This is a genomic window from Sphingomonas larreae, assembly GCF_051400595.1.
Classification (GTDB): domain Bacteria; phylum Pseudomonadota; class Alphaproteobacteria; order Sphingomonadales; family Sphingomonadaceae; genus Sphingomonas.
Map to the genome: position 1 here is coordinate 259,167 of NZ_JBLFFI010000002.1, position 12,679 is coordinate 271,845.

General features: G+C 70.1%; 13 protein-coding genes and 2 riboswitches. Of the genes, 8 read left to right on the plus strand and 5 right to left on the minus strand.

Features of this window, described 5'->3' with window-relative positions; translation table 11 throughout:
• The first annotated feature begins 32 nt into the window (after positions 1 to 32).
• Positions 33 to 1,217, plus strand: coding sequence for an MFS transporter (locus ACMGDM_RS09460; protein ID WP_436803882.1), 1,185 nt, complete (start codon positions 33 to 35; stop codon positions 1,215 to 1,217).
• Positions 1,218 to 1,226: 9 nt separating this feature from the next.
• Here ACMGDM_RS09460 and ACMGDM_RS09465 read toward each other — a convergent pair whose 3' ends face one another.
• Complete coding sequence (locus ACMGDM_RS09465) at positions 1,227 to 1,490, minus strand: hypothetical protein (RefSeq protein ID WP_436803883.1); 264 nt, start codon at positions 1,488 to 1,490, stop codon at positions 1,227 to 1,229.
• A 136-nt stretch (positions 1,491 to 1,626) separates the two neighbouring features.
• Positions 1,627 to 1,729, plus strand: a riboswitch (glycine riboswitch).
• Positions 1,730 to 1,841, plus strand: a riboswitch (glycine riboswitch).
• 55 nt (positions 1,842 to 1,896) lie between these two features.
• Between ACMGDM_RS09465 and gcvT the strand changes: the two genes are divergently transcribed.
• The 5 genes from gcvT (at position 1,897) to ACMGDM_RS09490 (ending at position 7,068) form a co-directional block, all read left to right on the plus strand.
• A complete protein-coding gene (gcvT, locus tag ACMGDM_RS09470) occupies positions 1,897 to 3,042 on the plus strand; it encodes a glycine cleavage system aminomethyltransferase GcvT (protein ID WP_436803884.1) in 1,146 nt (381 codons plus the stop codon).
• 1 nt (position 3,043) lies between these two features.
• The gene (gene gcvH, locus ACMGDM_RS09475) at positions 3,044 to 3,415 is read left to right on the plus strand and encodes a glycine cleavage system protein GcvH (protein WP_436803885.1); all 372 of its coding nucleotides are present in this window, start codon (positions 3,044 to 3,046) and stop codon (positions 3,413 to 3,415) included.
• Between the two features lie 172 nt (positions 3,416 to 3,587).
• The gene (gene gcvPA, locus ACMGDM_RS09480) at positions 3,588 to 4,946 is read left to right on the plus strand and encodes an aminomethyl-transferring glycine dehydrogenase subunit GcvPA (RefSeq protein ID WP_436803886.1); all 1,359 of its coding nucleotides are present in this window, start codon (positions 3,588 to 3,590) and stop codon (positions 4,944 to 4,946) included.
• Entirely contained in the window at positions 4,943 to 6,517 is a 1,575-nt protein-coding gene (gcvPB, locus tag ACMGDM_RS09485; RefSeq protein WP_436803887.1) for an aminomethyl-transferring glycine dehydrogenase subunit GcvPB, read from the plus strand. Before gcvPA ends, gcvPB begins: the two co-directional genes overlap by 4 nt.
• 80 nt (positions 6,518 to 6,597) lie before the next feature.
• Complete coding sequence (locus ACMGDM_RS09490) at positions 6,598 to 7,068, plus strand: hypothetical protein (RefSeq protein ID WP_436803888.1); 471 nt, start codon at positions 6,598 to 6,600, stop codon at positions 7,066 to 7,068.
• 29 nt (positions 7,069 to 7,097) lie between these two features.
• Here ACMGDM_RS09490 and ACMGDM_RS09495 read toward each other — a convergent pair whose 3' ends face one another.
• Positions 7,098 to 8,003 carry a DMT family transporter gene (locus ACMGDM_RS09495; RefSeq protein WP_436803889.1) on the minus strand — a complete coding sequence of 302 codons (906 nt, stop codon included), beginning with the start codon at positions 8,001 to 8,003 and terminating at the stop codon, positions 7,098 to 7,100.
• Positions 8,004 to 8,193: 190 nt separating this feature from the next.
• Between ACMGDM_RS09495 and ACMGDM_RS09500 the strand changes: the two genes are divergently transcribed.
• Together ACMGDM_RS09500 and ACMGDM_RS09505 are read left to right on the plus strand one after the other, a co-directional pair.
• A complete protein-coding gene (locus tag ACMGDM_RS09500) occupies positions 8,194 to 9,726 on the plus strand; it encodes an aminoacyl--tRNA ligase-related protein (RefSeq protein ID WP_436803890.1) in 1,533 nt (510 codons plus the stop codon).
• Positions 9,727 to 9,870: 144 nt separating this feature from the next.
• Positions 9,871 to 10,785, plus strand: coding sequence for an ATP-grasp fold amidoligase family protein (locus ACMGDM_RS09505; protein WP_436803891.1), 915 nt, complete (start codon positions 9,871 to 9,873; stop codon positions 10,783 to 10,785).
• A gap of 55 nt (positions 10,786 to 10,840) precedes the next feature.
• Here ACMGDM_RS09505 and ACMGDM_RS09510 read toward each other — a convergent pair whose 3' ends face one another.
• The 3 genes from ACMGDM_RS09510 to ACMGDM_RS09520 all read right to left on the minus strand — a co-directional run bounded on the left by ACMGDM_RS09510 (position 10,841) and on the right by ACMGDM_RS09520 (position 12,575).
• Positions 10,841 to 11,869 carry a hypothetical protein gene (locus tag ACMGDM_RS09510; protein ID WP_436803892.1) on the minus strand — a complete coding sequence of 343 codons (1,029 nt, stop codon included), beginning with the start codon at positions 11,867 to 11,869 and terminating at the stop codon, positions 10,841 to 10,843.
• 117 nt (positions 11,870 to 11,986) lie between these two features.
• Positions 11,987 to 12,409, minus strand: coding sequence for a DUF2645 family protein (locus tag ACMGDM_RS09515; protein WP_436803893.1), 423 nt, complete (start codon positions 12,407 to 12,409; stop codon positions 11,987 to 11,989).
• A gap of 7 nt (positions 12,410 to 12,416) precedes the next feature.
• A complete protein-coding gene (locus ACMGDM_RS09520; RefSeq protein WP_436803894.1) occupies positions 12,417 to 12,575 on the minus strand; it encodes a hypothetical protein in 159 nt (52 codons plus the stop codon).
• Positions 12,576 to 12,679 lie beyond the last annotated feature (104 nt).

Consider the following 12,679-nt stretch of genomic DNA (forward strand, 5'->3'; position numbering starts at 1 on the left):
CACGCTCGCGCACCACGACAGAGGACAGATATATGGCGACCCTCGTCGCCGACGCGCGTCATGCGCCCGTCGGGCTGATCCACCTGTCGCTGGCGGTCGGCGGCTTCGCAATCGGCACCACCGAATTCGCGACGATGAGCCTGCTGCCCGAGATGGCGCGCAGCCTGCACGTCGACGCGCCCACCGCGGGCCACGTCATCAGCGCCTATGCGCTGGGCGTGGTGGTCGGCGCGCCGACGCTCGCGGTACTCGGCGCACGGATGGCGCGGCGCACCTTGCTGATCGCGCTGATGACGTTGTTCGCGGTCGGCAACCTGCTGTCCGCCGTGGCGCCGAGCTACGCGACGATGATGCTAGCACGCTTCGTGGCGGGTCTGCCGCACGGCGCCTATTTTGGCATTGCGATGCTGGTCGCTGCCTCGCTGGTGGAGCAGGGCAAGCGCACCCAGGCGGTGGCGCGCGTGATGCTCGGGTTGACGGTGGCGACGATCGTCGGCGTGCCGCTGGCCAACTTCATGGGGCAGCTGATCGGCTGGCGGTCGTGCTTCGTGGTGGTCACGGCGCTCGCCGGGCTGACCGCCGCGCTGGTTGCCGCCTTCGCACCGCGCGATCGCGGTGATCCCGCCGCCAGTCCGCTGCGCGAGCTCGGCGCGCTGCGTCGCGCGCAGGTGTGGCTGACGCTCGGCATCGGCGCGATCGGCTTCGGCGGGATGTTCGCGGTCTATACCTATCTCGCCGATACGATGGCGGCGGTGACGCAGGTCGGGCCGCGACTGGTGCCGTTCGCGCTGATGGCGTTCGGCATCGGCATGACGCTGGGCAATATCGTCGTGCCGCGCTTCGCCGATCGCGCGCTGCTGCCGACCGCGGCGGGCGTGCTGGTGTGGGCGCTGGTCGCGCTGCTGCTCTGGCCGCTCGCCGCGACCCATTTCGCGACGGTGCTGGTGGCGATGTTCGCGATCGGCCTCAGCGGCGCGCTCGGCAGCGTGCTCCAGACCCGGCTGATGGACGTGGCGGGCGACGCGCAGGCGCTGGCGGCGGCGCTCAACCACTCCGCGTTCAATACCGCCAACGCGCTCGGGCCGTGGCTTGGCGGTATGGTGATCGCGGCGGGTTATGGCTGGACCTCGACCGGCTATGTCGGGGCGGGGCTGGCGCTGTGCGGGCTGGCGGTGCTGGGGGCGTCGGCGCTGGTGGAGCGTTCTGCGTCGCGGTGAGCGAGCGCGTTACATCACGATACCCGGTTTCGCTTCCGCGATCGCGGCGAGGACCATCCGTTCCCACACTGCGACGTCTCCGGCCGCCGCCATCGCCGGGCTCGGCGCCCGCAGCGTGTGGAGCACCGCGATCGCATCGTCGCGATAGTCCTTCCAGGTCGCGTCGACCTGCGCGCCCGCAGATTCTGAGTCGCCGTGGCCGTTGGCGCTGAGGTGCTGTCCGGCGAGCACGCGGGCGATGCGGTCGACGGCGGGCGAGGTGGCGGTGTCCATGCGAGTTGCTCCTTCTCCTGACGACCAAACGCCTTAGCGCCGACACGGCTCCGCCGATGCGCGCGCGCCGCGAACGCGATTGACTCGGGCGGCGCTTGGCCTAGAGCGGCAGCACGTCGATGCCGGGCAACCGGCATGGGCAGGCGCGGGAGAGCGCGGCGGGCCTTGCAGGCCCTCAGCCGCCGCCGAAGGAGCAACCACCCCGGAATCTCTCAGGCATCAGGGACCGCGCCGGCCTTCATCGACACTCTGGAAAGCGGCGGCGGGCCTTCGGGATCGCGCCTCCCACCGAAGGGGTAACCCGGGCGCGGTCCGGGGAAAGCTCTCAGGTTCCGTGACAGAGGGGGACATGGATCAGCGCCGGGACCACCGGCACGATTCGCCCTCGCACGCACGGACATTGATCATGAGCGACTCCGTTCCCGACACCGACGACGATTTCGAGCCGATCGAGATCCTCACGCTCCCGCTCGATGCCTGGCACCGCGAGCGCGGCGCGCGCATGGTGGAGTTCGCCGGTTACCACATGCCCGTCCAATACGAGGGCATTATGGCCGAGCATCTGTGGACGCGCGAGCATGCCGGGCTGTTCGACGTCAGCCACATGGGCCAGCTCAGCATCAGCGGGCCGAACGTCGCCGCCGCGCTCGAGGCGCTGATGCCCGCGGCGATCAGCGACGCACCGCTCAACAAGGCGCGCTACTCGCTGCTGCTCGACGACGAGGGCGGCGTGCTCGACGACCTGATGCTGACGCCGCAGGCCGAGGACCGCGTCTACATGGTCGTCAACGGCGCGACCAAGTACGACGACGTCGCGCATATGATCGAGCGCCTGCCCGACGAGATCACTCTCAACCTGATGGAGGATCATGCGCTGCTCGCGGTGCAGGGGCCGGAGGCGGTCGCCGCGGTGGCGCGGCTGATCCCCGGCGTCGACGCTTTGGTGTTCATGCAGGCGGGCGCGTTCGACTGGCAGGGCCATGAGCTGTGGATCAGTCGATCGGGCTATACCGGCGAGGATGGGGTGGAGATCTCGGTTCCCGCCGAGGCGGCGGTCGCGCTCGCCGACGCGCTGGCGGCGCAGCCCGAGATCAAGCCGGTCGGCCTCGGCGCGCGCGACTCGCTGCGGCTCGAGGCGGGGCTGCCGCTCTATGGTCACGACCTCGATCCCACGACGACACCGGTGATGGCCGACCTCGGCTTCGCGCTCGCCAAGCGCCGCCGCGAGGCCGCCGATTTCCCCGGCGCCGCGCGCGTGCTCGCCGAGCGCGAGGCCGGGCCCGCGCTGCGGCGGGTTGGGCTGCTCGTCGAGGGGCGCCAGCCCGTGCGCGAGGGCGCGACCGTGATCGACGCCGCCGGCGACACCGTCGGCCGGGTCACCAGCGGCGGCTTCGCGCCGAGCGTCGGCGCGCCGATCGCCATGGCCTATGTTCCCGCGGCGCTCGCTATCCCCGGCACCGGCGTGACGCTGTCGCAGCGCGGCAAGCCGCACCAGGCGACCGTCGCGCCGATGCCGTTCGTTCCCCACCGTTACTTCCGAGGAGTGAAGTGAGATGAGCCGTTATTTCACCGAGGACCACGAGTGGATCGAGGTCGACGGCCAGACCGGCACGGTCGGCATCAGCGACTATGCGCAGGGCCAGCTTGGCGACATCGTCTTCGTCGAGGCGCCGGACTCGGGCCGCAGCCTGAGCAAGGGCGATGAAGCCGCGGTGGTCGAGAGCGTCAAGGCGGCGTCGGACGTCTATGCGCCCGTGTCGGGCACGGTGACCGAGGGCAACCCGGCCCTCGCCGACGAGCCGTCGCTGGTCAACTCGGACCCGGAGGGCGAGGGCTGGTTCTTCAAGCTGACGCTCAGCGATCCGAGCGAGCTCGAGTCGCTGATGGACGAGACTGCCTACGCCGCTTTCGTCGCGAAGCTGTGATCTGACGCCCTCCCTGCAAGGGAGGGTTTGGGGGTGGATAGCCTGCTCATGCCACGGTGACGTGTCGCGAGCGGCCGGCCGTACCACCCCGACGCGGACCCACCCCCGACCTCTCCCTCGCAGGGAGAGGAAAGGCGATCCCCTCCGCAGCGGAGGGGGGAGAGACCCTAAGATGCGCTACCTTCCTCTCACCCCGTCCGACCGCAGCGACATGCTCGCGGTGATCGGTGCCGGCTCGATCGACGACCTGTTCCTCGACGTGCCCGAATCCGCACGGCTCGACGGTCCCGTGCACGACCTGCCGCTTCATGCCAGCGAGCTGGCGGTCGAGCGCCATATGACCGCGCTCGCGCGCAAGAACATCGTGGCGGGCGAGGTGCCTTTCTTCCTCGGCGCCGGCGCCTATCGCCATCACGTGCCCGCCTCGGTCGATCATCTGATCCAGCGCGGCGAGTTCCTCACCGCCTACACGCCCTATCAGCCCGAGATCGCGCAGGGCACGCTGCAGATGCTGTTCGAGTTCCAGACGCAGGTCGCGCGCCTGCTCGGGACCGACGTGGCCAATGCCAGCATGTACGACGGCTCGACCGCCTGCTGGGAGGCGATCGGCATGGCGCGGCGGATCACGCGGCGCGGCAAGGCGCTGCTTTCGTCCGGGCTCCACCCGCATTACGTCTCGGTCGCCAAGACCATGGCGCGCTACACCGGCGACCTGCTCGAGACCGGCGCGCCCGCGCTGACCGCCGAGACCGACATCGACCAGTTGATTGCCGCGATCGACGCCGACACGTCGTGCGTCGTCGTGCAATATCCCGACATCCTCGGTCGCGTTGCCGATCTGACACCGCTCGCCGAGGCGTGCCAGGCGAACAAGGCGGTGTTGATCGCGGTGGTGACCGAGCCGGTCGCGCTGGGGGCGCTGCGCGCGCCGGGCGAGATGGGCGCTGACATCGTCGTCGGCGAGGGCCAGTCGCTCGGCGTCGGGCTCCAGTTCGGCGGGCCGTACGTCGGGCTGTTCGGCTGCAAGGACAAATATGTCCGGCAGATGCCCGGCCGGCTGTGCGGCGAGACCGTCGACGCCGACGGGCGCCGCGGCTTCGTGCTGACGCTGTCGACGCGCGAGCAGCATATCCGCCGCGAGAAGGCGACCAGCAACATCTGCACCAACTCGGGGCTGTGCGCTTTGGCCTTCTCGATCCACATGACCTTGCTGGGGGAGGCGGGGCTGCGCCGGCTCGCCGGGATCAACCACGCGACCGCGTGCCGCGCCGCCGACCGGCTCGCGCGCGTGCCCGGCGTGCGCGTGATCAACGAGGCCTTTTTCAACGAGTTCACGCTCGACCTCGGGCAGGAAGCGCGGCCGGTGGTGCGCACGCTGGCGGAGCGGGGCGTGCTCGCCGGCGTGTCGCTCGGGCGGCTCTACCCGGGCGAGGCGGCGCTGGAGAACGGCCTGGTGGTGGCGGTGACCGAGACGGTGACCGACGAGGATATCGAGGCGCTGGCGACGGCGCTGACGGAGGTGCTGGCATGACGATCAACCAGAGCGGCTGGAAGCCGACCGCGCCCGCGGGCCGCGGCGACGCGGCGGGCGCGACCTTCACCGGCAACAAGGCGCTGATGCTGGAGGAGCCGCTGATCTTCGAGATCGGTGACGACCAGACCACCGGCGTCGATTTCACCGCGGGTGATGTCGCGGGCTCGCGGCTCGGTGGCCTCACGCGCAAGGATCCGATCGGGCTGCCCGGCCTGTCGGAGCCCGAGACGGTGCGCCATTACACGCGGCTCAGCCGGCAGAATTACGCGATCGACCTCGGCCTCTTCCCGCTTGGCTCGTGCACGATGAAGCACAACCCGCGGCTCAACGAGAAGATGGCTAGGCTGCCCGGCTTCGCCGACGTCCATCCGCTGCAGCCGATCGACACGGTGCAGGGCGCGCTGGAGGTGATCCACCAGCTCGCGCACTGGCTCGTCACGCTCACCGGCATGCACTCGGTGGCGATGAGCCCCAAGGCGGGCGCGCACGGCGAATTGTGCGGCATCCTCGCGATCAAGGCGGCGCTGGAGAAGCGCGGCGAGGGGCATCGCAAGGTGATCCTGGTGCCCGAGTCGGCGCACGGCACCAACCCCGCCACCGCGGCATTCGCGGGCTTCAGCGTGGAGGACATCCCCGCCACCGCCGAGGGGCGCGTCGACACCGCGGCGCTCACGGCACGGCTCGGCCCGGACGTGGCCGGGGTGATGATCACCAACCCCAACACCTGCGGCCTGTTCGAGCGCGACCTCAAGGCGATCTCGGACGCGGTCCATGCCGCGGGCGGCTACGTCTATTGCGACGGCGCCAATTTCAACGCGATCGTCGGGCGGGTGCGCCCGGGCGATCTTGGCGTCGACGCGATGCACATCAACCTGCACAAGACCTTCTCCACCCCGCACGGCGGCGGCGGACCGGGCTCGGGGCCGGTGGTGTTCTCCGAGGCGCTGACCCCGTTCGCGCCGCTGCCGTTCGTCGAGCGCGACGGCGACCAGTTCCGCCTCGTCGAGGAGGAGAATGCGGACGAGCATCACGCCGACAGCTTCGGCCGCATGGTCGCCTTTCACGGCCAGATGGGCATGTTCACGCGCGCTTTGACCTACATCCTCAGCCACGGCGCCGACGGGCTGCGTCAGGTCGCCGAGGACGCGGTGCTCAACGCCAATTACGTGCTGCGCCGGCTGGAGGTCACGCTCGACGCGCCGTTCGCCGGCTCGGGCTCGTGCATGCACGAGGCGATTTTCTCGGACCGCGGGCTGGCGCCGGGCTTCTCCACGATCGACGTCGCCAAGGCGCTGATCGACGAGGGCTATCACCCGATGACCATGTATTTCCCGCTGGTCGTCCACGGCGCCATGCTGGTGGAGCCGACCGAGACCGAGAGCAAGGCGGCGCTCGATCAATTCATCGGCGCGCTGCGATCGGTCGCGGAGCGCGCCAAGGCCGGCGACGAGTCGCTCAAGACCGCGCCGCATTTCGCCCCGCGCGCGCGGCTCGACGAGACGCTCGCGGCGCGCAAGCCCGTGCTGGTGTGGAAGCCGAAGGTGGCCGAGGCGCAGGCGGCGGAATAGCGGGCAGACTGGCGGGCGTGCCCGCGGTCTTTAGCAACGACGTTGGCGCCTCCAGCGCCACGTCGTTGCTACAATGAAGGATGAGGATCTCGATCGACTGGCGGGAGGTGGCGGCGCAAAGGCTTGCCTATCTGCTGGACAGTCTGTCCTGGGTGACCGCGGCAGAACCCTCCAAACCACTCGATCTGCTCCGACGCGATCTCGCGGCTTTGGCGCGCGGCGAGCCGCTGACCTCCGCGAACACCATCGCGCCTTGGCGTGCGATATGGGCCGCTGCGTCGGGCGCGCGGAACCCGATAGCGCTCATTACCTGCTTCTTACTGGCGCTTCTGCTGGTGGAAGGCGCGCGCAAGCGCAGACGCGATTACCTCTGCTGCGGCGCCTTCGTCGGCCTGACGCCGGCCGGCCCGGCGATGTTCGTGCTCTCGCCGGCAAGCCAAGGGAAGTTCCTGTGCGTGCCGGGCGCGGTCGGCGTCGCGGTAGCGGCCGTCACATGGCGCCTCATCATCTCACCGGATCGATCCGGACCGTCGCGTCTCAAGCGCGGGTGACGCCGCCGCGTCCGAACCGACCTCGTCGCTCAGCCGATCCCCTGCGCCATTGCCTGTCGCGTCTCCTCACGGCGGCGGACGTGCTCGCGCCACACGATATACAGCCCCGCCGCGACGATCACCGGCGCGCCGACCCAGGTAGCACGGTCGGGCAGGTGGCCGAACACCAGCCAGCCGAGCAGCGTCGCCCACAGCAGCGAGGTATAATCCATCGGCACCACCGCGGAGACCGGCCCGAAGGTGAGCGAACTCGTCATCGCCACCTGCGCCGCGCCGCCGAACAGGCCGCAGGACACCAGCACGGCCCACAGCCATGCCGTGTGCGGCTGCGCCCAGATCGCGTAGGCGATGCCAAGCGGCACCAGCGACAGCGTCGAGAACCAGAAAACGGTGGTAAGCGGCTTTTCGGTGCGCCCGATCGTCCGCAGCAGGATCGTCACCACTGCGGTCAGTACCGCGGCGATCAGCCCGCTTAGCGCGCCGTGGAACGGGATCTCATGTCCGCCCGGCTGCGTGACGATCACGACGCCGGCGAAGCCGATCGCGACCGCCGCCCAGCGGCGCCATCCGGTCGGCTCCTTCAGCACCAGCGCGCCGAGCACGGTCGCGAAGATCGGCATCGAGAAGCCGATCGTCGTCGCCTCGGCGAGGGGCAGCACGGTCAGCGTGTAGAAGGTGAAGGCCATCGAGATCAGGCCGACGGTGGCGCGCGCGAGATGCGCGCCGAAGCGGCGCGTCGGCAGCGTCGTGAAGCCGGGCCCAGCGCCCACCACCGCGGTGACGAGCAGCGCGGCACCGCACTGGCGCCAGAAGAGGATCTCCGCGAGATGCGCGCCGCCAGCCTCGGCCAGCTTGATGCAGGTGTTCATCAGCGCGAACAGCGCCACCGAGGTGAGCCGCAACGCGACGGCGAGCAGGATACGATCGGAGGCCACGACGCGGCCTTAGAGGCTTTCGCGCGCGGTGCGAGTCGATGTTGCGCGAGCCGGCGTAGATGTCGTGCCTGATGGTGGTAACAAGCACCACCGCGGCGCACCCTGCAAACGTCCGCGGCTCTGACGCCGTGCCACCACCAACCTGCCGCGGCGGTTTACGCGCGCCCGGGTTCGCGTGTACGGGCGCGCGATGATCAAGCATGCTCTCCCCGTCACGCGCGAGGCCGACTTCGCCGCCTGGTATCAGTCCGTCATCGCCGAGGCCGACATGGCCGAGGAATCGGGCGTGCGCGGCTGCATGGTGATCCGGCCATGGGGCTATGGCATCTGGGAGCGCATCCAGCGGCTGCTCGACGATCGCATCAAGGCGACCGGGCACGAGAATTGCTATTTCCCCGTCTTCATCCCGCTTTCCTATTTCGAGCAGGAGGCCGCGCACGTCGAGGGCTTCGCCAAGGAGATGGCGGTGGTCACCCACCATCGCCTGATCGCCGACGGCAAGGGCGGGCTGGTGCCCGATCCCGAGGCCAAGCTGGAGGAACCGCTGGTGGTCCGCCCCACCTCGGAAACGGTGATCGGTCATGCCTTTGCGCGCTGGGTGCAGTCGTGGCGTGACCTGCCGGTGCTGATCAACCAATGGGCTAACGTGGTCCGCTGGGAGATGCGCACGCGGATGTTCCTGCGCACCGCCGAGTTCCTGTGGCAGGAGGGGCATACCGCGCACGCCTCGGCCGAGGAGGCGCGCGAGGAGACGCTGCGGATGCTCGAGGTGTACCGCGACTTCGCCGAGAGCGATCTCGCATTGCCGGTGGTCGCGGGCGAAAAGCCGGAGAATGAGCGTTTTCCCGGCGCGGTCGCGACCTACTCGATCGAGGCGATGATGCAGGACGGCAAGGCGCTCCAGGCGGGCACCTCGCACTTCCTCGGCACCAATTTCGCCAGCGCGCAGAACATTCGCTTTCAGAACAGCGCGGGTGAGCTCGAGCTGGCCAACACGACGAGCTGGGGCGTGTCGACGCGCACGATCGGCGCGCTGATCATGGTTCATGGTGACGACGACGGGATGCGCGTGCCGCCGCGCGTGGCGCCGTGGCAGGTAGTGATCGTGCCGATGCTGCGCGACACGCCCGAGGACGAGGCACTGGTGGCCTATTGCCGCGAGCTCCAGCAGGCGCTCGCGCGGCAGAGCGCGTTTGGCGAGCCGCTCCGCGCGCTGCTCGATCTCAAGCCGGTGAAGTCGACCACCAAGCGCTGGGGCTGGGTGAAGAAGGGCGCGCCAATCGTGATCGAGGTCGGCGGCCGTGACATGGCGGCCGGGAACGTCTCAGTGATCCGCCGCGACCGTTTGTATCGTGCCGACGGCAAGCTCGACAGCGTGGGCACGCCGCGCGACGCCGTCGCTGCCGACGCCCCCGCGTTGCTGGAGGCGATCCAGCGCGCGTTGTTCGACGAGGCGGCCGAGCGGCTGCGTGCCGGGATCACGCCCGCGGCCGACTGGGCGGCGGTGGCGGCGCATTTCGCGCCCGAGGCGCGAAACCCGGGGTGGCTCGAGGTGCAATGGTCACGCCCGACCGGGGCGGCGCTCGACGCGGTGGTGGAGCGGCTCAAGACGCTCAAGCTGACGCTGCGCAACGCGCCGAGCGATCAGGCGGCGGCGGACGGCGCGTGCGTGTTCACTGGCGAACCCGCGGTGGAGCGCGTGCTGGTGGGCCGCGCTTATTGAGCGGCGAAGAGGGGAGCGCTCCACTCTGAGGTGCGCCCCGGGCTTGCGGCGGCGGATGCGGCTTTGTACCGCAGCGACGATCGTCCGCATCCGGGAGCGTGCGTGCAATTCGTCGAGCCCCTCCGCCCACGTCGCGCCCCTAACGTGCTGCCGCGGCTGATCTATCTGTGGCGGTTCGGGCGATGGCCCGATCTCGCCGCGCCGCGTCGCTTCAGCGAGCTGGTATATGCGCGCAAGCTGTTCGAGCGTGATCCACGCTGGCCCGCGCTCGCGGACAAGGTGGCGGTAAAGGCGCATGTCGCGGCGACGCTGGGCGACGATTGGGTCATCCCGACACTATGGCACGGCACAACGCTGCCCGAGACGCCGCCATGGCCGCGCCCGTTCGTGCTCAAATCGTCGCACGCCAGCCAGCAGAGCGTCTTCGTCCGGGCCGGCGAGGCGCTGGACTGGCCCGCGGTGCGACGGCGCGCGGCGCGCTGGCTTCGTCGCCCCTATGCCCCGCTGCTGCACGAATGGCTCTACTCGGAAATCGAGCCCCAATTGCTGGTCGAGCCGCTGATCGGGTGCGGGCGCGTGCTGCCGTTCGACTATAAGTTCTTCGTTTTCGGAGGGCGGGTCGAGTTCATCCAGGTCGATCTCGACCGCGAGCACCGGCACCGCCGGGTGATGTTCGATCGCGCGTGGCGCCGGCTCGACCTTGCCTTCGAGTTTCCCGCCGACGCGCGACCGATGACGCCGCCCCGCTCGCTGGAGCGGATGATCGCGGCGGCGGAGACGCTCGGGGCACCGCACGATTTCGCGCGCGTCGACCTCTATGATGTCGACGGGCGGCCTTATTTCGGTGAGATCACGCTCTATCCCGGATCAGGGCTGGACCGCTTCCGTCCGGGCAGCTGGGACCTTCACTTCGGCTCCTATTGGGCCGAGCAACGTCCCGCGCCGCCTCAGGCCGCCAGGCGGTACGGCTCGGCCACGACGGGTGCGATGACCGGCTGCGCTGCGACCGGCGCGACGATCCGCGCGCGCTCGGCCCGGCGATGGCTCACGATGAGGTAGATGAGCGAGAACATGATGACCCCTGCCTGCTGATGCTGCGGTGCAGCACTAGCCCTCATCTGGCTAACGAAAGGTAAGCGCGCAATTGCAAGCACGGCGATCGACCATGCGCGTGATGCAATCGCGCGCGCGCGAGCGGCAGACCGGCGAGCCATAGCGGCGCGAGCATCAGTCCCCAGTAGCTGTTCTCGGGACGTCCGACGATCAGTGCCGGCGCCAGCCATGCCAGCAGCGTCAGCGTGACGCGGCGCGCATAGGCGCCCGGCGCCGTTGCCCAGCCGTACATCGCGAGCGGCACCAGCACCGCCGTCGCCGTGGCGGGGAGCAGCGCGAGCGGCGTCGTCGTGCGCGCCATCGCCAGATCGAACGTCCAGCCACCGGCGCGAACCCAGCCCTGCGACGCGGCATCACCGGGTCGGATCGCCCCGGCGACCGCGGCAGCGTGAGCGGCGAGCGCGAGGGCGGCGACGATCGCCGCGCCGGCCCACGCCAACGCCTCGCCGCGTCGTCGCTCCGACGACGCGGCGAGTGCCATTGCGGCGAGATAGGGCAGGGCAAGCTCGCGGAACAGCGCCGCGCACAGCCCGACGACGACCGCTGCGCTCCACCGCCGATCGGTGCGCAGCGCGAGCGACAGCGCCACCAGCAGGCCCGCCCAGCACTCGGGCCATAGCGCCACCACCGGCGTGGCGAGCGGCAAGATCGACAACGTCGCGATTGCGGTCGCTGCGCCCCAGCGGAGCACCGACCCCGCCGCGGCGACCAATCGCGTCGCCGTCAGCACGAGCGTGGTCAGCGCCAGCGCGCGCAGTAGCCACTGCGCCGCATCGCTTCCCGCCAGCGCGTAGAGCCGGGCCCGCGTCGGCAGCCGCACCGTGACAAAGGGGCGCAACGGATAGTCACGGGCGCGCTGCTCCGCGACGGCGGCCGGATAATAGCCTTGGCCGCTGCGCAGCCGTTGGTCGATCGCGCGGTACAGCGCGGCATCGCCCTGCTCGGTCGCGAGCGCGGGTGGGGCGACCGGGGGTGCGGATGGCGATGCGGCCCATCCCAACGCGATCAACGCCAAGGTGACAGCGAGCAACCACCTCGTCGCTCGGGTCGACAAGACGGAAGCGTCGATCAGGCGCGCGCGAAGAGCGGACATGCCACCTACTTGCCGCGCGAAGGTTAAGGCGCGGTCACCACCCGTGCGCGGGACTCAGCAGCCGGCAAAGCGCAGGTAGAAGCGGTACAGCCACAGACCGGCGACCGCGCCACTCATCAGGAGGCACAAGCGCGAGCGCGGGCGGCACCAGGCGCAGGCGACGAGCGCGACCACGGGCAGCAGCAGCAACGTGCCCAGCAAGGGGCTCGCCGGATCGCTCGCGACGGGAACGGCGCACAGCGTGCGCGCGGGAGTGCCGTCCTGCTCGCGCATGATCCACTCATAGGGCTGGATCGACAGTACCACGATGGCCATCGCGGTCGCGAGCGCGAGCAGGGCGAGCGCCAGCCGCTTGGCGCGGGCGAGGTGGCGGGCACTGCGCCCGCGCGGTTCAGGCTCGTCCGCGGCAACGCCCGGATGCGCCGGCGCTTCCTCCGACGGCGTGGTGCCATCCGGATCGTCGGGGGAGGGGGGCATCCCGCCCTCAGCAGGCGTCAACCAGCGCGCGATAAGCGGCCGGGTGCATCGCGGGCACGTCGGCTCGGCACGACGCCTGCATCGTCCACACCGCCGTTACGGCACAATCAAAGCGCTTGGTGCGGGTACGCAGCGCGTCGGCGGGGCGGTCCGGCTGGTTGATCATGCGAGCGCTCCGCTGGGGTAACCGTCTCTTCCTAGGACGCTCTCATTCGGACCGATCAGTTCGGGGCAGAAAAAAAAGCCGCCGCCCGGTCTCCCGGACGGCGG

Bases quoted from the DNA above. Each gene is read 5' to 3' on its own strand.
- gcvH (WP_436803885.1), top strand. From the start codon at position 3,044: ATGAGCCGTTATTTCACCGAGGACCACGAGTGGATCGAGGTCGACGGC.
- ACMGDM_RS09460 (WP_436803882.1), top strand. From the start codon at position 33: ATGGCGACCCTCGTCGCCGACGCGCGTCATGCGCCCGTCGGGCTGATC.
- ACMGDM_RS09490 (WP_436803888.1), top strand. From the start codon at position 6,598: ATGAGGATCTCGATCGACTGGCGGGAGGTGGCGGCGCAAAGGCTTGCC.
- gcvT (WP_436803884.1), top strand. From the start codon at position 1,897: ATGAGCGACTCCGTTCCCGACACCGACGACGATTTCGAGCCGATCGAG.
- ACMGDM_RS09520 (WP_436803894.1), bottom strand. From the start codon at position 12,575: ATGATCAACCAGCCGGACCGCCCCGCCGACGCGCTGCGTACCCGCACC.
- ACMGDM_RS09515 (WP_436803893.1), bottom strand. From the start codon at position 12,409: ATGCCCCCCTCCCCCGACGATCCGGATGGCACCACGCCGTCGGAGGAA.
- ACMGDM_RS09465 (WP_436803883.1), bottom strand. From the start codon at position 1,490: ATGGACACCGCCACCTCGCCCGCCGTCGACCGCATCGCCCGCGTGCTC.
- gcvPB (WP_436803887.1), top strand. From the start codon at position 4,943: ATGACGATCAACCAGAGCGGCTGGAAGCCGACCGCGCCCGCGGGCCGC.
- ACMGDM_RS09500 (WP_436803890.1), top strand. From the start codon at position 8,194: ATGATCAAGCATGCTCTCCCCGTCACGCGCGAGGCCGACTTCGCCGCC.
- gcvPA (WP_436803886.1), top strand. From the start codon at position 3,588: ATGCGCTACCTTCCTCTCACCCCGTCCGACCGCAGCGACATGCTCGCG.